Raw genomic sequence first — 20,029 nt, 5'->3', positions numbered from 1 at the left:
CTCGTGTGTCGAGGGTCAAGAACTGTTGCACGTACAACTTGCCTGCCTTTACGGTCAGATGAGGAATGAAAGTGATCAGGAACCGCGTCACAACTCTTCCGGCTTTCTGCGCCGGTGACTGAACCCGGCGAGCGCCGTCACCGTCTTCCAGGTGCGCCCTTCCGGTCGGCCGGAAGGGCGACAGTGACGCTGCCGCAGAGAGAAGAGGCGACATGAGCCAGGGTGGCACTCAGCAGTCAGAAGAATCATCCACGCGCAACGGGATCAGCGCCCTTGAGACGGCGTACAGCGGCGTCCAGCGCATCCTTCAGGACGTGGAGAGCACCAAGAACAACCTGTCGACTTCCTACCAGGGTTCGGACGGCGGCGCCTACGGCAAGCTGCTCGACCTCTGGGACGACCAGGTGGTCGTCATCCTGAAGAACCTCGAAGACATGATCGACAAGCTCAACACGAGCCTGACGCAGCACAATCTGGCCCAGGGTTCCGGCCGCGAGGCCATCGACCAGGCGTTCAGCGCCAGCGAGGCCGCCTTCGACGCCCTGTCCGGTTCCGGGGCCATCGCTCCCGCCGGCTGAGCATGCCCGCCGCGGTCACCGACCGCCGCCTCCGCCCCGGCTCCGGCCCCGGCGACACGACTCCACTGGCACCGCACCGGCACCGAAGAGATGAGGATCCTGAATGTCCGACATGAACGACGGCTTCATCCACGTCGAGTACAACCCCGTCTACAACGCCGCCGACGACATGGTCCAGCAGACCCGGGCCATCGAAGGCACCCTGAGCAACCTGGAGATGGAGCTCAGCGAGCTCAAGCAGACCTGGTGGGGCGGTGACGCGGAGGTCTACGAGGAGAAGCAGGCGAACTGGGACGCCGCCGTCGTCAAGATGCAGCAGCTGCTGAACTCGCACGCGAGCCTGCTCACCGACGTCTCGGACAACTACAAGTACACGGAGAACTCCCTGAGCCAGCTCTGGTCCGAGGTGTCCATCGGCAGGTGACCTCGGCCGTGTGCCGTGATGGCACCGTCTTCGGCAACAGGGCACCGCCGGCCGGGGGCGGTACCACGACGGCATGCCGTCACCTCGACACCTGGGAGACATCCGTAAGAGGGGAAGCATCCATGGCGGACTTCAGCCACACGGACAAGCAGTCCATCCAGGCGTTCATCGACGGGAGCCTGGCGTCGTTCATCGGTGACCTCAAGAAGATCCTCGAAGGTGACCCGTCCATGCTGGACATGGAGGAGGGCCGCTACGGCGAAGACCGCGTGACCGCGATCCACAGGGGCGATCCGCTCATGATGGGTGTGATCGAGAGGGACGACCTGACCAGCGGCCAGAGCCTGGCCGAGTCGCTGTCGACCAACATCTCGACGGTCGTCGACGTCCTGACGGCACAGCAGGACACGTTCAACGAGATCGACGACGGCCTGCGCGCGACCTTGCACGAACTGTTCAAGACCCAGGGCGACAACCTCGGCAACATCTCGGCGGAGGAGTTCAGCGCGACCATGAGCGACTCCGGATTCGACGGCAGTTCGTCGAGCGGTGACTCCTCGGGCGACAACAGTTCCGACAGCTCCGACAGCGGCTCCGACAGCGACAGCGCCTGACACACCCGCCCACCAGCCCCTCGCCCCCGTCTCTCCTCCCCCACCGGTTCCTCACCCGGGAGTCCTCCCATGGCCGCCGAAGACACCGATCACTGGGCCACGGCCGTCGAGATGTTCACCGGCTACGAGATGCCCGAACGCAGCAAGGTCTTCGGCGAAACCTCGACGGGCCTCGAACCGAACGGCGACGCGCCGCTGATCTCGGTCTCGATCAAGCAGGTCCCTTTCATGCTCATGACGGCGGCCTCGTACCAGGCCACCTCGGGGCTGAACGTCGGCGGGCACGACTTCGTCATCCACTTCTACCGGCCGCCGCTGGACAACCCGGAGGAGGTGGATCTCGACGACTACTCCGAGGAGGAGCTCAAGGAGAGGATCTACCCGAGGCTCCACGAGGTCGCCATCGACTTCGTCAGTCCGGACGGCGCGGAGGTCGAGCTCCCCTTCTCCGACCCGTTCGGCTGGAGCAACGACGGCGACAGCTCGCTGACCGGGATGAAGAACGCCCTGGGGCAGTACGTCGAGGGCGCGGGCAACGTGCTGTACCACATCGGCTACGGGGCCATCACGGCCCCCAACGACATCGACTTCTCGTCGAACGGCATCACGGTCGACGTGTCCAAGGCCCTGGACTTCGAGACCTTCACCAGGACGGCCCAGGCGTACGACCGGGTGGCCAGGTTCTTCGTGGAACACGCCGAGACGCTCAAGCAGTGGAAGGAGTCCCTGGGAAGGGACACCGCGGCCTGGCAGGGCAAGGCGGCCGGGGTGTTCGCCGGACTCATCGACGGACTTCACACGAACTACGCCGGTTTCGCCGACCAGATGCACCCCAGCGGCTTCTCCGCCGCGCACCAGGCGAAGTGGGACTGGTACGCGTCGTCGAGCTTGCAGGGTGACGCCATCCTGGGCGCCGGCAACACCATCCTGCACGCCATCCGTGACATGTACCGGGCGTGGAGCGACTGGGAGAGCGGAACCAACGCCGAGTACGCCGACATCGTCGCGCCCGACGGGGACCGCCAGTACCGATACCTGCCGGGCCTCGCCAGCCCCTACGGCATCCTCGTGTCGATGCTGCAGAGTCTCAGTGAATGGGTCTTCAACCACAACGCCCGGCACCTCAAGCTGTACAGGTGGTCCGGTAGCGAGTCGAATTACCTGAGCGGTAACAGCACCGCCGGCTCCCAAAGTTGGGACGAGACAAAGACATCGGGGTTCTTCTGGGGCCTGAAACCCGAGGCCGAGCGGTTCATCCCCGGGCACGGCTGGCTCCACGACGTCTCCACCTGGTCCGGTCTGGGCGTCAAGGCGGTCAAGTCCTGGGACCAGGGCGTGGAGGACCACCTGACTCCCGCGGGCAACTCGGCCCTGACGAGCGTCAACGACGCCTTCAACGACGCCAAACGCGTCCTCGACAAGGTGCTGGAGCCCGAGGTCACCAGCTACCTCGGGTCGGGCGGGAGCGGCGACTACGGCAGCAGTGGCGACGGCACCGGGGACGACAGCTACCAGGACGCTATCGACGACGCGTGGGCGAAGGCGAAGGAGGCGATCGCCGACTCCAACGCGGCGGTGGAGGAGGTGATCAACAAGAACAACGAGACGATCGCCGAGTCCAACGCGGCGACGGAGGAGGTGATCAACCAGAACAACCAGGCGATCAAGGACTCCAACGCGGAGACGGAAGAGGCGATCAACGAGAACAACGACGCGATCGACGAGTCCAACGCGGCGACGGACGACGTGATCAACGCGAACAACGAGGCGATCGACGAGTCCAACGCGGCGACCCAGGCCGCGATCAACGCGAACCAGGACGCGATCGACGAGCTCGACACGACGGGCGACCAGGCGATCACGGACACCGGCGACCAGGGTATCGACGGGGTGACCGAGCAGGGCATGACCATCGAGGGCAACCAGATCGTGCCGATCCAGGACGACACGGACTCACTCCTGCAGGACACCGGCGACCAGGCGATCGACGCGGCGACCAACCAGGCCATCAAGGATGCCGGAAACCAGATCGTCCCGATCCAGGACAACTCGAACTCGCAGCTGGAAGACACCGGCAACCAGTCCGACTCGGCGGCGGGCCAGGCCATCACGGACGCCAACAACCAGGTGCAGTCCATCATCGACAGCGCCAACAACCAGCTCGACTCGGGCAACTCCCAGTCCATCCTCCCGGTCACCGGCCTCGGAAACTCCTCGTCGCAGACGAACGGCTCCGGGAATTCGAGCCGGCTCACCGGCGGCGTCACCGTCCAGAACCCCGACGGCAGCGTCACGACCAGCTACCCCGACGGCACCAAGGTGACCACGGACCCGGACGGCACGGTCACCCAGACCGACCCCGACGGCACCGTGTCCGTCTCCAAGCCGGACGGCTCCGTGGCCGTCACTCCGCCGGACGGCCAGACGATCGTCTCCGGTCCAAGTGGCCAGATCATCACCAACCCGGACGGCTCCACGATCGTGGACGGCCCGAGCGGCCAGATCATCACCAATCCGGACGGCTCCACGATTGTGGACGGCCCGAGCGGCAATACGACGACGTCCTCGGACGGCACGGTCACGGTGACGGGCCCCGACGGCAGTACGACCGTGACGTCCCCGGACGGCAGCGTGCAGGTCACGTCTCCCAACGGGGAGATCACCACGAACTACCCGGACGGCACCACCAGCGTGACCTCCCCGAACGGCAACACGACGGTGACGTACCCGGACGGCTCGGTACAGGTGACGGGCCCGGACGGCAACACGACGGTGACCTCGCCGAACAACCCGATCCAGGTGACGTATCCGGACGGGTCGACCACCGACCTCCCGAACGGGTCCGGCAACGGCTCCGGCAACGGGTCCGGCAGCGGCTCCAACAACGGGTCCGGCATCACCGTCAACTACCCGAGCGACAACTCCGGCAACGGCTCCGGCATCACCATCGACTACCCGAGCGGCAACTCCGGGAACGTCGACCTCGACACGACGTCGGGCCTCGGTTCGGGCGGATCCTCGTACGGATACCAGGGCGACTCGGGCTCCAATGGCTACGCGTACGACGACGCGGCCGCCGCGGCCTCCTCCGGATCGGGCACGGGATACGACGGCAACACATCCGACAACCCGTTCGTGCAGGGCGACCAGAGCGGCTCCGGCTCCAACGCGCTGGGCGGTTCCGGCTCCAACGCGCTGTCCGGGTCCGGGTCCGGATCCGGGTCCGGCAGCCCGATGATGCCGCCGATGGGCGGCATGCGCGGAGGCGGCGGCGAGTCCCCGACGGAGCGCGAGCGGTCCAGTCCGGGCCCCCGCCTCGGCAGGGCGGCCACGCGGCGCGGCGCGGCGGCCGCGCAGACCGCCGCCGGCCGCCGGGCGGCGAGGCAGGACGAGGAGCTGGAGGAGGACGTGATCACCACGCGTTCCGGCGCCGCCTCGTTCACCCCCGCGATGCCCCCGCCCGCACAGCGGAGCGGGACCACCGAGAGCGGCGACCGCGCGCGGGCGGCCTGGGTGACCGAGGACGAGGACGTCTGGGGCACCGACGAGGGCACGACACCGGCAGTGATCGGACGATGACGGAGATCAGGAGTCAGCGATGAGTGACCACATCGAGGGTCTGGAGAAGAAGCTCGCGCAGGCGACCGCGGGGCTGGAGTCGGTCCAGGCGGCCGTGGCGGCGGCCGAGCGGCAGATGAGCGCCTTCTCGTCCTCCGTGATGTCCAAGGACGGCTCGGTGGAGGCGACGGTGGGCGCGCAGGGCGAGCTGGCGGGCCTGAAGTTCCTGGACGGCAAGTACCGGTCCATGTCCGCCTCACAGCTGGCCGACGCCGTGCTCGACGCGGTCCAGGAGGCACGCTCGCACCACGCCCGCGCGGTACGGGATCTCTTCGAGCCGCTCACCCGGCCGAGCGCGACGATGCCTGAGCTGCCCGGCATGGAGATCGACTGGGACCGGATCGTCGGACCCGCGGCCGACGCGCTGCCCGAGGAGCCGGGGGTGCGGTCGGCGAACGACCGGCTGCGTGACGAGATCGACGAGGACGACGACACGGCCGGCAGGGCATCGCGCCGCCGGTGAGCGGCGTCATCGCGGTATTCCGAGTGACGGAGAAGACATGGCAGACGGCAGTTCCTTCGAGATGGACCCCGAGCAAGTCGCCGTGGGCATCTCCATCCTCACCGACCTCGGCACGACCGCCTGGGGCATCCTGAGCGAGTTCGACACCGTGATGGCCGACACCAGTTGGACCGGCAGCGACAGCAACGGAAAGAAGATCCGCGCCAACTTCGTGGAGAACCGGGACGCCACTTCGGGCTCGCTGTCGAGTCTTGCCGAGGCTCTCGAACGGACCGGTGAGGCGACCCTGATGAACGTGCAGACCACGCAGGGCACCCAGGACGCCATCACCGACGGGATCGACGAGGAAGCGGGCAACTACGGTGCTCGGCGGGGTTAGCTCATGGCGATCATGCCGAATGAATGGCAGAAAGCCATTTTCTTCATACTCATTGGCGAGCCGTTCCCCGACACGAACGAGGACGGAACCAATCAGAAGAACCTCGACTATGTGACCACCAGGGCGAAAGTCGAGGTCCTGAAGGGGAAGGTACGCCAGGCCATCTCCTTCGTCGGCGAAGCGCTGCCCGGGGAGGTCGGGGAGCAGTTCATCGACGCGATGAACGAAATGCTGCCGTATCTCGACCAGCTCACCGACGGCATGGGCGAGGCGGCCGACGGGCTGCGGCAGACGGCCATGGACATCCGCGAGGCCAAGTGGCAGCTCATCGCCGAACTGATCAGGCTGGCGGTGGAGATCGCCGTTCTCACCGCGCTGTCGTACTTCACCGGCGGCGCCTCGCTCGGCCAGATCGCCCTGCGCAAAATGATCACCAGGGCCCGGATGCTGGTGATCCTGATCGAGCTCAGCATGCGTCTGCACATCCTTCCGACGATCACGAACATGATCCAGGAAGCGTTCATGACCCTCGTGGTCCGGCTGTCCCTGATGATGTCGGGCCCGGCCGGACAGCGGCCCGGCGGGGTCGACTGGGGGGCCGTCACGTTCAGCGGGTTCTTCGGTGCGGCGGCCGGTTTCTTCGGATCGGTTTTCGGCAACGTCGCGAAGAAGATCACCGACGGTATCGACAACGCCATCAACCACACCGTGAAGGACCCACCGAACAAGTGGGACAAGAATTTCGACGGCGCCAGCATCAACGACTTCCCCAACAATCACAAGGGCAGCGGGAACGGCATCCCGAACGGCAGTCACAATGACGGCGTCAACGGGAACCACGGCGACGTCCCGGATGGCACGGGTGGCAACAAGTACGGCAACGGCGACGGCGACGGCGACGGCGACTTCGGTGATCCCGAAGATTACCGATTCAGGGATCAGCCCTTGCAGTTCGTCGCCGACGGCGCATCCGAGGCATTGGCCGAGGCCATCGCCATGGCCGTCTTCTACGGGAACTTCGTCACAAGCTGGATGACCTTCGTGGGTGCCGGGCTCAGCGAACGCGTCGAGGCAGGCCTGGACGCGGGCATCTCGAAGGGCCTGGGCTCGCTGGGCAAGGCCAACGGGCACGACATCCTGAACCCCGACAGAATCAACAACGATTCCCGGAGCGGCAGCGGCAGCGGCAGCGGAGGCGGGGGTGGGGGCGGGGGTGGCAACCGCTCCGGCGGCCCGGGAGACGGGACCAACCACTCCGAGACGCCGGACAGTTCGGTGGGCGGCTCTTCGTCCACACCCGACCTGTCGACCCTGGAGACGGACTTCGACACCAGCGACCTCAACGGCGTCAACGGCGTCAACGGGAACGCCGCTGGCTTCAACGGGAGTTCGAGTGGCCTGAACAGCAACGCCGACTCCGGCGGCGTCAACCGGAACTCCGTGGGGCTGAACGGGGACCTCGACGTGGACGCCCCCCTGGGCGACGCGAAGAGCGGCACCCCGATCACCTCGTCCTCGACGGTTCCGGACGTCGACGTCAGCAGCAACACGCCGCCTGTCTCCGTTCCCACGTCCTCCAACGGGTCGTCCCAGAACCTGTCCACCGACAGCAGCACCAGCACCAGCACCGGTGGCCAAAACGCGTACGGCGAAAGTGACGTCGAGGACAACGACAGTGGCTATGACAGCGGCTACGAGAGCGACACGGGCAATCAGACGAGTACGGACACCAACTCCGACTCCGACTCCGACGTAAAGAGTCACCAGAACCAGAACCAGAACCAGAGCCAGAGCCTGAACGCGCCCCCGGCCGCCGTGTCCCCGGCCCCGACCCCGGTGAACACGTCCTCCCACACCACCACCCCGCCGGACGCGACCGGTCATCGCGCCCCGAACTCGCACACGGCGACCACCCCCGACGGCAACGCCAAGGACAAGCCGCGCGAACCGGAGTCCCACGCGGACGAGGGCGTCGACGTCGTGGACGGCCAGAACGTCGGCACCGTCCCCGAGGCCGAGATCGACGTCGTACGTGACGAACACGCGGACGCGGTACGTGAGTTCGCGGCAGCCGTCGACTCCGTCGCGGAGATTCGGCACCGTGTCGAGACGGGCGTGGGAAGCAGCCATGACGTCGCCGGTCTTGAGGAGGCCACCGCCCACGCCGAGCGTGCCCGGGGGCAGGTAGCCGAGATCGAGGACCGCTTGCGGGACCTGGGCGTGGATCCGTACGCCCAGGCGCCGGAGATCCGGTCCGACATCGTTCCGGTGGTTCCCCGTGACGGCGACCAGCGTCAGTGGATCGCCCAGCGGGTGTCGCCCGAGGATCTGTCCACCGGCATGCCGGATCTCGACGTCGACGGCACCGTCGGTCTCGACGATCTGAGCGCGGCCGGGGTCGAGGTCACTCCCAAGCTGCGGGCCCAGGCGCAGCTGGACGGCCACGGGCAACTTCCCCTGTACGGCAGTGACTTGTCCAAGGTCGATCAGACCCGGCTGCTGATGACGCGGCCCGGACCATGGCCGCAGGAGCTTGACGTCGTTGCCGCGAACGCGACACGGCGGATGTGGCAGGAGTCGTACACGGACTTCGCGACGTCCGTGCCGGAGGACGCGAACGGGGCCCCTGGCAAGGACCCGTCCCGTGCGTGGGGCACGGCCGTCGGGCTGGTTCTGCCGCTGGAGCTGCACCCCGTGCTCGCCGACTCCCGGCATGCCGGTAAGGAGTTCCGGGACGCCGTACGAGAGGTCGCCGACGTGCTGGTGACGGACGGCGGGCGGGACACAGCGACCGTGCTGGCCGACCGCCTCCGGATGGACCTCGGCCTGCGTCCGCGCGTCCGAGGCGGTGCGCGGGGTACCGTGCCCTTCGGCTCGGAGCCCACTCCGGGGATCGACTGGGTGGAGCTCGAAGACCTCTCCGTACCGACACCGACACCGACACCGACACCGACCCCCACCTCCACGGACGTCACCCCCACACCCACACCGGCCCCCACACCGGTTGTCACGGCGACCGAGTCGACACCTGAGCCCACGCCCCCCACCGAGTCCGCCCCCACGCCGGTGCCGCCGCCCGGGTTCCGGACCGAGTCCGAGTCGGTGCCCCCGCCCCCGCAGCCCCCGCAGCCCATTCCGACGATCACGGTCACGCCGCCGGTTGCCGAGGCACCGGTGGAGCCGGTGCCCGAGCCCGAGCCGGTGCCGGTGCCCGAGCCGGTGCCGGAGCCGGTGCCCGAGCCCGAACCCGAGCCGGAGCCGGAACCCGAACCCGTCACTCCTCCGGAGGACGAGTCGCCGGACCGCACGCCCTGGTACATGTCGTACGACGCGATGGGCCAGGCCATCGTGGCGGACTCGGTCAAGGACATACCGTTCACGAAGCAGCGGGCCTACCTGTGGGCCGGGCGGATCAGCCAGGAGCTTGTGCTGCCCGATCCGGGTCCGGGGCGTTCGTCGGACGGGTTGCGGTCCGGGATCCGGGACGCGATCGCGGATCTGCTGGTGACGAAGAAGCCGTCGACCTGGGACGACCTGCTCGCGGTCGGCCGCACGCTGGTGGTGGACGGGCGGCTGGTGTGGCTGCGCCCGATGGTGCGTGACCTGGCGTTCGTCCCGCCCGACGAGGGTGACGTCAAGGAATACCCGGTGGGTTTCGGCTCGACGCAGACCGGTGGCGAGACCTCTCACGAGACCATCCAGGGCGTCGACTCCCTGGTGTTCACCGGCCTGAATCTGGGCGCGCACGCGGCCGCGACGGTCGCCGGTGTGGTCGCTCCGCAGCTCCTGTGGGGTTCGGCGAAGACGAAGGTGATGGGCTGGTCGCGTACGGTCCTGTCCGGCCGTAAGCCGTTCATCAACGATTTCAACCTGTTCACCGCGGGTCTTGAGATGCGGGTCTTCGTAGGCGGTGAGGAGGTCATGCCGCCTGATCGCAGGGTCACGGTGCCCGACCGGTTGCAGGTCAAGCTGCCGGGGCCGTACTCGTCGGCGGACGGGCATCGGCCCGATCCGGACGCGCCGGTGTCGTTGCGGCCGTCGGCGCCGGGCAAGAACAATCCCTCGCAGGCACGGGAGCTGCTGAACGTCGTCAACATGACGCCGGTCATCGCCGGACTGCACCGGAATCTGCTGGCGGCCGGGCTGCCGGCGCCGTCGGTGCGGAAGGTGATGGCGGGGCTGGGGATGGAGTCCAGCCAGGGTTTCCTGAGCGAGCCGACGGCCCGGAACCGCTACAACTGGTGGTCGAGCGGGGACACCTCCGACAGTGTCGAGGTGCACGGGCCGCTGATGAGCGGCAAGTTCCGCGGCCATGTGCGGTTGCGGGCCGAGATCGACAGCCTTCAGTACGTGGGCGACACCACTGTCGGCACCAGGGACGACATCGGGTCGGGTTACAACCGGACGGCGGTGAGCAAGGGTTCGTCGACCGGAGGTCTCGGCGGGGGTTACAACACGGCCGGGGTCGGCAACCTGAGTGCCGAGCCGGCGGAGGACCCCGCCTCCGGCCATGTCGCGGACACTGGAAGTCACGGCGACGTCGAGGACTCGAAGGGCCACGAGAAGGTGACGGCGACGGGGCTGGTCCCGGCGCTCGGCGCCATGCTCGGCAGCCATCGCAGCGAGGGCTATGCGCTGGACGCCGGGCACCTGAGCCACACGGTCCTGAACATCTTCGGCGACCAGTCCCGCTACCACGCGGGGCTGCGGCTGACGGCGACGGTGGAGTCCAGCACCCACACGGTGGCCCCGGTGGTGGTGACCACGGACTCCGAACTGAGCGTGCCCCAGCGGGAAGCGGCCGACTTCGTGCACCGCACGGTGGGCTCGCAGTGGACCGCCGACCTGCGTCCGACGAACGGCGACGTGACCGGCCCCCAGTACAAGGTGTACACCCCGCCCCGACCGCGGAAGGTGAAAAGACTGCCGACCGGGCGGCCCCCGTTCCGGCTCGGCATGGGGACGACCCCGAGAGGGCTCGTGCCTCCGCCCGATCCGCGTGAGCCGATCGCCCTGGCCTCGCGGCGCGGCCTCGGATTCAGCATGCCGATCGCGCTGCCGGGCACCGAGGCCCTCCAGAGCGACCTGCGCGAGGCCATCGAGCAGCTCCACACGAAGGCGGTCGGCGGCCGGAAGGCGGGCAAGGCCGACTGGGCCACCGCGGACCGGGACCTGGCGATGTTCTACGGCCGCCCGGCCCTGGAGTCCGACCCGCACCAGGCGCTCCTCGGCGTCCACCGGTCGATAGAGGTGGGCGGACGCAGCTACAAGGTCTCGGCGAAGGTGAAGTGGGGCCATCGCATCGACGGGCCCAACCCGCTGACCGGGCCTGTGAATTCGGACACCAACCCGTCGGGCGACACGTACGCGATGAAGGTCAACGCCCGTGTGGTGAACGGCGCGTCGGTCACGGGCGACCGCGGCCGGGCGACCAAGGGACACATCGCGTTCGGCGGCGGGGCCCTGATCGGGACTCCGGAGCACGAGTTCAACCTCGGTTCGCTGCACATCAGGATTCCGCAGATGCGGATCCAACTGGGCGCGGTACGCGGTGTGTTCCGCGCCTCGTGGAGCAAGACGGCGAAGTTCAAGAGCCTGTCGAAGGGATACCGGCGTACCGAGACGGGCGGGGACGGCGGGAAGGTCGACGAGCACCGGTACCAGATGACGGTGCTGTGGACGGTCACCCCGGAGGCCGGCAAGCCGTCGTACGTCGGCGGAAAACTACCCGTCATCGCCCGCATCGCCAACCCGCAGGAGCACGCGCCCAAGGTCCCGATGACGCTGGGGCAGGCCCAGCAGGCGGGCAACGTCAGGGTCACCATGGCCCCGCCGCCGACCGAGCGGTCGCTGGTCCTCGGCAGCGGCACCCACGGCCTGTACCCGGCGTTCCACCTGATGCCGGAGCTGGCGCAGCTCGCCGCCCGGATGTACGCCCAGGGGAACGGTCTGCCGGAGAGCTGGCTGCGCGAACCGTCCAACTGGCCGGAGGAGATCCGGGACCTGGCCCACCCGGTGGTCCTCGGTTCCAGGTTCGGCGACATGACCGGCCGCTTCGGCCACGAGACCGAACTGCCCAAGGACGGCCATCACAAGCAGGCGTTCCGGATCAAGCTGCACACCCACGCCCCGACCGACCTGGGGAGCCGCGACGACGTCGAGGTCGAGCACTACCTGCAAGGCGCCGCGACCCAGGCCAAGGACACGGACAGGGAGTGGGGAGCGGGCGTCGACGCAGTCATCGGACCGCAGCTCCGGTTCGGCGCCGACGCGTCGCACGGAGAGCACCACGGTCCGGGCGGCCGGCTGACGATCATGGGCCACGGCGAGACGGGGCTCGTGCGGGGTACGACCTGACCGCCGACGAGGCCCTGGACCTGCTCGTGCCCGAGCGCCGGCTCACCGACATCCAGCCCCCCGCCAACCCGACGCCGCATCCGGTTCCGGAGATCACCGTCACCGAGGTACCGGAGGCGGACCCGCAGGAACCGCCCGTCCCGGACCCGCAGGTGATCCCGCAGATCACCGTCACCCCGCCGCAGGACACCCAAAACGAGCAGGACACCCAACAGGACAACCAGCAGGACACCGAGCAGAACAACGGGCAGGACCAGCCCGACACGCGGGTTCCGTCGCATCGGACGTATCTGAGTCCTGACCTGATCGCCGGTATCGGGCACGCGGAGGTGCTGAAGGCGGACGGCGTGCTCGACGAGATCACCGCGCGTCTGCGGCAACAGGGTGTGATCACGACGGAGAGCGGCCCGGAGGTCGCGGCACGCCCCAACCTGCTGATACGGACGTTGCGTTCGTCGTTCTCCTCGGACGCGTTGCAGGCGGACACGCCCGCGTTGATCACGAACCAGGGTGTCAGCCGCTGGATGCCGATCCCGGGACCGTTCGGCAGTACCCGCTTTCTGTGGGTGAAGGTGACCGCGACCGGGCTCGGTCCCGAACGCGACCAGCGGTCCCGTGAGGACATCAAGCTCACGCTGCGCGGCCAGGCGGAGCACGAGGACGAGGAGAAGGAGACCTCGGGCCGGGAGAGCGGCGGCGGTATCGATGTCCGAGCCCGTGCGGGCACCGGTGGTCCGGTGCACGGCGGTGTGGAAGGCGGCATCGAGTACGTCAGTTCCCAGGCCACGGTCGAGGCGGAGACGACGAAGAAGGTCAAGATCTTCCGGGCCAACCCGACTGACAAGTCGGAGGAGTTCGAGCACGACATCACGTTCCGGGTCGAGACGGGTATCTCCACCGAACTCCCGGAGGCGTTGACCGTGCCCGCGCGGCTCCCCGGGAAGATCACCCGCCTGTACACCGGCGCCCCCGCCTCCGACCGGTCCGTCTTCCGTTGGTACGACGCCGGGGACGGCAGCGAGGGCAACAGCCCGCTGGTGGAGGGCAGCACGATCCGGCTGCTGGTGCCCCGGCATCTGACGCACGAGACCGACCAGCCCTCGCAGGACATCGACCTCGTCACACCGCGCGAGACCGACCTCACCTGGACGCAGCCGCCCGAGGGCAGCCGTAGGCAACCGGTGACACCCGCCCCCCGCCAGGCGCCGCCCCAGGCGCTGGTGGACGGGTTGCACCCGTGGTCGGTGCCGGCGGCGGCGTCGATCGCGCGCTGGGCGGCGTTGACCGCCGTCCGCCACCGCACCCCGCCCACCCTGGACAGGACGGCGCCACCGCACGTGTCCGGACTCCACTTCACCACCCGGGCCGGGCTGCGCTACGAGCACTCCACCGGCGCCAACATGCTGCGGCCGCGCATCGAGGACCTGCTGAAGCACACGTACGAGGTTCAGGTCGGCAACGAGAAGGTCCTCGTCGGTCTGGACCTGGACAGTGCCGAAATGCTGGGCCCGGTGGACGGCACGATGATCAAGCAGCGGACGTACCAGCAGGAGGAGGAAGAGCCCAAGCACGAGTCCGAGCGGGCCAGCGGCGTGAAGATCACGTTCGGACCGGAGGTGGGCGGGGCGGCCGGCGATCACACCGTGATGAACCGGACGCCCGTCACGGTCAAGAACTGGCTGGACGGCAGCAAGCGCTCGTCCGCGATGGGCGACACCGACGAACGCAACAAGGAAGGCAGACGGAACTACCGGAACTACCGGTTCGACGTCACGGCCGTCGTCAAGGGCCCCTACGGCACGGTCCGGATGAAGGTCCCGGGCGGCCTCTACGGCATGCTCCCGATCGACAAGAACACCATCCGTCCCAACGTCCGCAGCCGGCTCGCCGACCACCTGGAAACCCAAGTGGGCCTCCTCAGGCCCCCCGCCCCGGACTTCCTGGCAACACCCACGCCCCAGCACGGCTCCGATTCCCCGGTCCCCCCACCGCCCGAGCCGAAGACGCCGCCCCCGCTCCCGCCGCTTGCGCCGCCCGTGCCCGTGCCTGTGCCTGTGCCTGTGCCTGTGCCTGTGCCGACGACATCGACGGACGAGCCGCCCCTCGACATCGTCCCGGTGGTGGAGCGTGACGAGGAGCAGCGTCAGTGGATCTCCCGGCAGGTGGTGGAGGGTGACCTTCCGGACGATCTCTCGGGACTCGGGATCTCCGATCCCGACGGCCTCTACGATTTCAACGATCCCGTCACCCAGGTCCGGACAGTGATGGTCGGGTCCGATACCTGGTCCAAGGAGCTCCACGCGGTCGCGGCCCGGGCGACCCGGCGGATCTGGAACGAGGAGTACGCGGCCTTCGCGGGCGGCGTGCCGGACGCCGACCCGGAAGCCACCCGGCGGGCCTGGGACACGGCCGTCCCTCTGGTCATGCCGCTGGAGTTGCACCCCGTGCTCGCCGACTCCCGTCATGCCGGGGGCGAGTTCCGGGACGCCGTACGAGACGTCGCCCGTCTGCTGGCGGCGGGCGGGACGCGGAACGAGGCGCGGGCGCGCGCCGACCGGCATCGGCACGACCTCGGCCTGCGTGGCAAGGGGCGAGGCGGCGTACCGCGCACGATCACCGCCCCGGCGGGGTCGTCGGCGGAGTCGTCCCACGCACCGCCGACGACACCCGTCTTCGCCCCGCCGCCCGGCGACGGTACGAGGACGCCGGACACCGCTCGGGATCCGTTCGGGCAGCGGTTACCGATCGGCCGTCCGGTGACTCTCGACGGTCCACGGCGCGGCGGCCTCACCGAGGTGCCCGCGGCGGACGCGCCGCCATCCCCCTCCGCGGGCAAGGGCAAGCAGCCGGAGCGGTGGTTCACCTACCGGCGCACGACTCCGTACAGCCAGGTGCCGGAGTACACGTACCAGGTCAGTACCGGGGGAGAGATCGACCTGCCCGCCGACGGCGACACCCCGACGGTGACGCTGCCGCCGGAGGGCTGGCTGCGGTTCGGCGACGACTTCGTCCAGGTGCCGACGGCCGACGCCCCCGACGGCGCCTTCCTGCGCGGAGACAGCGGGTGGCTCGGCACCCTCGCCGACCCGGACGCGCTGCGGGACAGGATGAACGCGCCGGGGTCCGCGCCCGTGCCGTACACGCTCGTGGTGGACCCGGCGGGGACGCACCTGTATCTGGTGCCGACCGGGGCGGACGAGGCGGCCGGAGCGGAGGGCGACAGCGCGGTCCGCATCCCGCTGGAGGGCACGGCACCGGACCGTACGCCCTGGTACCTGTCCCATGACGCGATGGGGCAGGCGATCGTGGCGGACTCGGTCAAGGACCTGAAGTTCACGAGGCCGTGGGCCGACCTGTGGGCGGAGCAGATCAGCCAGGGGCTTGTGCTGCCCGATCCCGGTCCGGGACGTTCGTCGGACGGGCTGCGGGCCGGGATCCGGGACGCGATCGCGGATCTGCTGGTGACGAAGAAGGCCAGCGACTGGGACGACGTGCTCTCGGTCGGGCGCACGGTGGTGGTGGACGGGCGGCTGGTGTGGCTACGGCCGATGCTGCGCGATCTGACGTTCGTCCCGCCCGTCGAGGGCGACGGCGTCAAGGACTACCCGGTGGGTTTCGGTTCGACGCAGACCGGTGGTGAGACGTCGAAGGAGACCATCCGGGGTTTCTCGACGTTGCTGTTCACCGGCCTGAACCTGGGTGCGAAAGTGGCCGCGACGGTCGCCGGGGTGGCCGCGCCACAGGTGGACATCAGCTCCGCGAAGACGAAGGCGAGTGGCTGGTCGCGTACGGTCCTGTCCGGCCGTAAGCCGTTCATCAACGATTTCAACCTGTTCACCGCGGGTCTGGAGATGCGGGTCTTCGTGGGTGGCGAGGAGGTGACGCCGCCCGGCCGGCGGGTCACGGTGCCCGACCGGTTGCCGGTCCGGTTGCCGGGGCCGTACTCCTCGGAGGACGGGCATCGGCCCGATCCCGATGTGCCGGTGGCGGTACGGCCGTCGGTGCCGGGCAAGAACGACCCTTCGCAGGCACGGGAGTTGCTGCACGCGGTCAACATGACGCCGGTGATCGCCGGGCTGCACCGGAGTCTGCTGGCGGCCAAGCTGCCGGCGCCGTCGGTACGGAAGGTGATGTTGGGGTGGGGGATGGACTCCGCTCCCGGTTTCCTGAGTGAGCTGACGGCCCGGAACCGCTACAACTGGTGGTCGAGCGGGGACACTTCGGACAGCACCGAGGTGCACGGGTCGCTGATGGGCAGGAAGTTCCGTGGCCATGTGCGGTTGAAGGCCGAGATCGACAGCCTTCAGTACCTCGGCGACAGCGGCATCGGTACCCGGGACGACATCGGGTCGGGTTACAACCGGACGGCGGTGAGCAAGGGTTCGTCGACCGGTGGTCTCGGCGGCGGCTACAACACGGCCGGGGTCGGCAACCTGAGCGCCGAGCCGGCTGAGGACCCCGTCTCCGGCCATGCCGCGGACTCCGGAGGCCACGGCGACGTCGAGGACTCCAAGGGCCACGAGAAGGTGAGGGCCACGGGGCTGGTCCCGGCGCTCGGCGCCATGCTCGGCAGCCATCGCAGCGGCGGATACTCCCTGGACGCCGGGCATCTGAGCCACACCGTGCTGAACATCCGCGGTGACCAGTCCCGCTACCACACGGGGCTGCGGCTGGTGGCGACGGTGGAGTCCAGCACGCACACGGTCGCTCCGGTGGACGTGACCACGGACTCCGAACTGAGCGTGCCCAAACGGGAAGCGGCCGACTTCGTCCACCGGACGGTGGGCCCGCAGTGGACCGCCGATCTGCGTCCGGTGAACGGCGACGTGACCGGCCCGCGGCACAAGGTCTACACGCCGCCCCGACCCCGGCGGCTGAGGAGCCTGCCGAGCCGACTGCCCCCGTTCCGGCTCGGCATGGGCACGACCCCGCGCGGCCAGCTGTTCACGCCCGACCCGCGTGAACCGCTCGCCCTGGCCTCGCGGCGCGGCCTCGGATTCAGCATGCCGATCGCGCTGCCCGGCACCGAGGCCCTCCAGAGCGACCTCCGCGACGCCATCAAGCAGCACCACGAGAAGGCGGTCGGCGCCAAGAAGGCGACCAAGAGCGACTGGGCCACCGCGGACCGGGACCTGGCGATGTTCTACGGCCGCCCGGCCCTGGAGTCCGACCCGCACCAGGCGCTCCTCGGCGTCCACCGGCGGATAGAGGTGGGCGGACGCACCTACAAGGTCTCGGCGAAGATGAAGTGGCGCCATCGCATCGAAGGGCCCAACCCGCTGACCGGACCGGTCGATCCGGTCAGCAACCCGTCGGGCGACACGTATGAGATGAAGGTCAACGCCCGTGTGGTGAACGGCGCGACGGTCACCGGCGACCGGGGCCGGGCGACCAAGGGACACATCGCGTTCGGCGGCGGCGCGATGCTGTCGACTCCGGAGCGTGAACTGAACCTCGGTGCGCTGCACCTCAGGATTCCGCCGATGCGGATCCAACTGGGCGCGTTTCGCGGTGTGTTCCGTGCCGCGTGGAGCAAGACGGCGAAGTTCAAGAGCCTGTCGAAGGGGTACCGGCGCACCGAGACGGGCGGGAAGGTCGACGAGCACCGGTACCGGGTGACGGTGGAGTGGACCGTCACCCCGGAGGCCGGCAAGCCGTCGTACATCGGCGGAAGACTGGCCGCCATCGCCCGCATCGCCAACCCGCAGGAGCACGCGCCCAAGGTCCCGATGACCCTCGGCGAGGCCCAGCGGGCCGGTAACGTCAAGGTCACCACGGCCGAGCCGCCGATCGAGCGGTCGCTGGACTTCGACAGCGGCACCCACGGCCTGTACCCGGCGTTCCACCTGCTGCCGGAGTTGGCACAGCTCGCCGCCCGGATGTACGCCCAGGGGAACGGTCTGCCGGAGAGCTGGCTGCGGGATCCGTCCGGCTGGCCGGAGGAGATCCGGGACCTGGCCCACCCGGTGATCCTCAGCTCCCGGTTCGACGACCTGACCGGCCGCTTCGGCCACGAGACCGAACTGCCCAAGGACGGCCACCACAAGCAGGCCTTCCGGATCAAACTGCACACCCACGCCCCGACCGACCTCGGGAGCCGTGACGACGTCGAGGTCGAGCACTACCTGCAAGGAGCCTCGACCCAGGCGAAGGACACGGACAGGGAGTTGGGGCTGGGCGTCGACGGAGTCGTCGGACCCCAGCTCCGGTTCGGCGCCGACGCCTCGCACGGAGAGCACCACGGTCCGGGCGGTCGGCTGACCCTCATGGGCCACGGCGAGACGGGCATGACGCGGACCAGCGGCAACTCGGAGCTGGACGGGCGGATCGACATCACACCTGACCGCCGACGAGGCCCTGGACCTGCTCGTGCCCGAGCGCCGGCTCACCGACATCCAGCCCCCCGCCAACCCGACGCCGCATCCGGTTCCGGAGACCACCGTCACCGAGGCGCCGGAGGTGGACCCGCAGGAACCGCCCGTCCCGGACCCGCAGGTGATCCCACAGATCACGATCACGCCTCCCCTGGACGGCGAGGACGAGAACGAGAACGAGCAGAACACCCCGCCGGATCAGCCCGGCACACGCGTTCCGCCGCATCGGACCTATCTGAGTCCCGACCTGATCGCCGGTATCGGGCACGCCGAGGTGCTGCGGGCGGACGGCGTGCTGGACGAGATCACCGCACGTCTGCGGCAGCAGGGTGTGGTCACGACGGAGAGCGGCCCGGAGGTCGCCGCACGCCCCAACCTGCTGATGCGGACGCTGCGTTCGTCGTTCTCCTCGGGTGCCTTGCAGGCGGACACGCCCGCGTTGATGACGAACCAGGGTGTCGGTCGCTGGCTGCCGGTTCCGGGACCGTTCGGCAGTACCCGCTATCTGTGGGTGAAGGTGACCGCGACCCGGCTCGGTGCCGATCCCGCTCAGCGGTCCCGTGACGAGATCAAACTCACGCTGCGTGGCGAGTCGGAGCACGAGACCGGGGAGAGCGAGACCTCGGGCCGGGAGAGCGGCGGCGGTATCGACGTCCGGGCGCGTGCGGGCACCGGTGGTCCGGTGCACGGCGGCGTGGAAGGCGGTGTCGACTACGTCAGTTCCCGGAGCAGGACCGACGAGGAGGCGAAGAAGACGGTCTCGATCTACCGGGCCAACCCGCGCGACGCGTCCGAGGAGTTCGAGCACGACATCACGTTCCGGGTCGAGACGGGTATCTCCACCGAACTCCCGGAGGCGTTGACCGTGCCCGCGCGGGCCCCCGGGAAGATCACCCGCCTGTACACCGGCGCCCCCGCCTCCGACCGCTCCGTCTTCCGCTGGTACGACGCCGGGGACGGCAGCGAGGGCAACAGCCCGCTCGTGGAAGGCAGCACCATCAGGCTGCTGGTACCCCGGCACCTGACGCACGAGACCGACCAGCCCTCGCAGGACATCGACCTCGTCACACCGCGCGAGACCGACCTCACCTGGACACAGCCGCCCGAGGGCAGCCGTAGGCAACCGGTGACGCCCGCGCCCCGGCAGGCACTACCCCAGGCGCTGGTGGAGGGGCTGCATCCGTGGTCGGTACCGGCCGCCGCGTCGATCGCGCGCTGGGCC

The 20,029-nt window shown here is 69.1% G+C and carries 8 protein-coding genes; all 8 read left to right on the top strand.

Annotated elements, in window-relative coordinates:
* The first annotated feature begins 212 nt into the window (after window positions 1-212).
* The 8 genes from IG08_RS0146860 to IG08_RS58170 all read left to right on the top strand — a co-directional run bounded on the left by IG08_RS0146860 (window position 213) and on the right by IG08_RS58170 (window position 19,371).
* Entirely contained in the window at window positions 213-578 is a 366-nt protein-coding gene (locus IG08_RS0146860) for a hypothetical protein (protein ID WP_030618829.1), read from the top strand.
* A 103-nt stretch (window positions 579-681) separates the two neighbouring features.
* Window positions 682-1,002: a WXG100 family type VII secretion target gene (locus tag IG08_RS0146855; RefSeq protein WP_030618826.1), complete on the top strand. Its 321-nt coding sequence runs from the start codon at window positions 682-684 to the stop codon at window positions 1,000-1,002.
* A gap of 122 nt (window positions 1,003-1,124) precedes the next feature.
* Window positions 1,125-1,616 (top strand): type VII secretion system-associated protein, encoded by a 492-nt coding sequence (locus IG08_RS0146850; RefSeq protein WP_030618821.1) that lies wholly within the window; start codon window positions 1,125-1,127, stop codon window positions 1,614-1,616.
* A gap of 69 nt (window positions 1,617-1,685) precedes the next feature.
* Window positions 1,686-5,195 (top strand): AAWKG family protein, encoded by a 3,510-nt coding sequence (locus IG08_RS0146845; RefSeq protein WP_030618818.1) that lies wholly within the window; start codon window positions 1,686-1,688, stop codon window positions 5,193-5,195.
* Between the two features lie 19 nt (window positions 5,196-5,214).
* Window positions 5,215-5,697 (top strand): YbaB/EbfC family nucleoid-associated protein, encoded by a 483-nt coding sequence (locus IG08_RS0146840; RefSeq protein WP_030618816.1) that lies wholly within the window; start codon window positions 5,215-5,217, stop codon window positions 5,695-5,697.
* A gap of 37 nt (window positions 5,698-5,734) precedes the next feature.
* Window positions 5,735-6,076, top strand: a complete 342-nt coding sequence (locus tag IG08_RS0146835; RefSeq protein WP_030618813.1) for a hypothetical protein — start codon at window positions 5,735-5,737, stop codon at window positions 6,074-6,076.
* 3 nt (window positions 6,077-6,079) lie between these two features.
* Window positions 6,080-12,433: a WXG100-like domain-containing protein gene (locus tag IG08_RS60920; RefSeq protein ID WP_030618809.1), complete on the top strand. Its 6,354-nt coding sequence runs from the start codon at window positions 6,080-6,082 to the stop codon at window positions 12,431-12,433.
* 26 nt (window positions 12,434-12,459) lie between these two features.
* Window positions 12,460-19,371, top strand: a complete 6,912-nt coding sequence (locus IG08_RS58170) for a hypothetical protein (protein WP_030618805.1) — start codon at window positions 12,460-12,462, stop codon at window positions 19,369-19,371.
* The last annotated feature ends 658 nt before the right edge of the window (window positions 19,372-20,029 follow it).

This window comes from Streptomyces fulvoviolaceus, assembly GCF_000718165.1.
GTDB classification, from domain to species: Bacteria; Actinomycetota; Actinomycetes; order Streptomycetales; family Streptomycetaceae; genus Streptomyces; species Streptomyces fulvoviolaceus.
Note: the sequence above shows the minus strand (reverse complement) of the source record. Positions and strands in the feature narration are given on the sequence as shown.

Bases quoted from the DNA above. Each gene is read 5' to 3' on its own strand.
- IG08_RS0146855 (WP_030618826.1), top strand. From the start codon at position 682: ATGTCCGACATGAACGACGGCTTCATCCACGTCGAGTACAACCCCGTC.
- IG08_RS0146835 (WP_030618813.1), top strand. From the start codon at position 5,735: ATGGCAGACGGCAGTTCCTTCGAGATGGACCCCGAGCAAGTCGCCGTG.
- IG08_RS0146860 (WP_030618829.1), top strand. From the start codon at position 213: ATGAGCCAGGGTGGCACTCAGCAGTCAGAAGAATCATCCACGCGCAAC.
- IG08_RS0146840 (WP_030618816.1), top strand. From the start codon at position 5,215: ATGAGTGACCACATCGAGGGTCTGGAGAAGAAGCTCGCGCAGGCGACC.
- IG08_RS60920 (WP_030618809.1), top strand. From the start codon at position 6,080: ATGGCGATCATGCCGAATGAATGGCAGAAAGCCATTTTCTTCATACTC.
- IG08_RS0146850 (WP_030618821.1), top strand. From the start codon at position 1,125: ATGGCGGACTTCAGCCACACGGACAAGCAGTCCATCCAGGCGTTCATC.
- IG08_RS0146845 (WP_030618818.1), top strand. From the start codon at position 1,686: ATGGCCGCCGAAGACACCGATCACTGGGCCACGGCCGTCGAGATGTTC.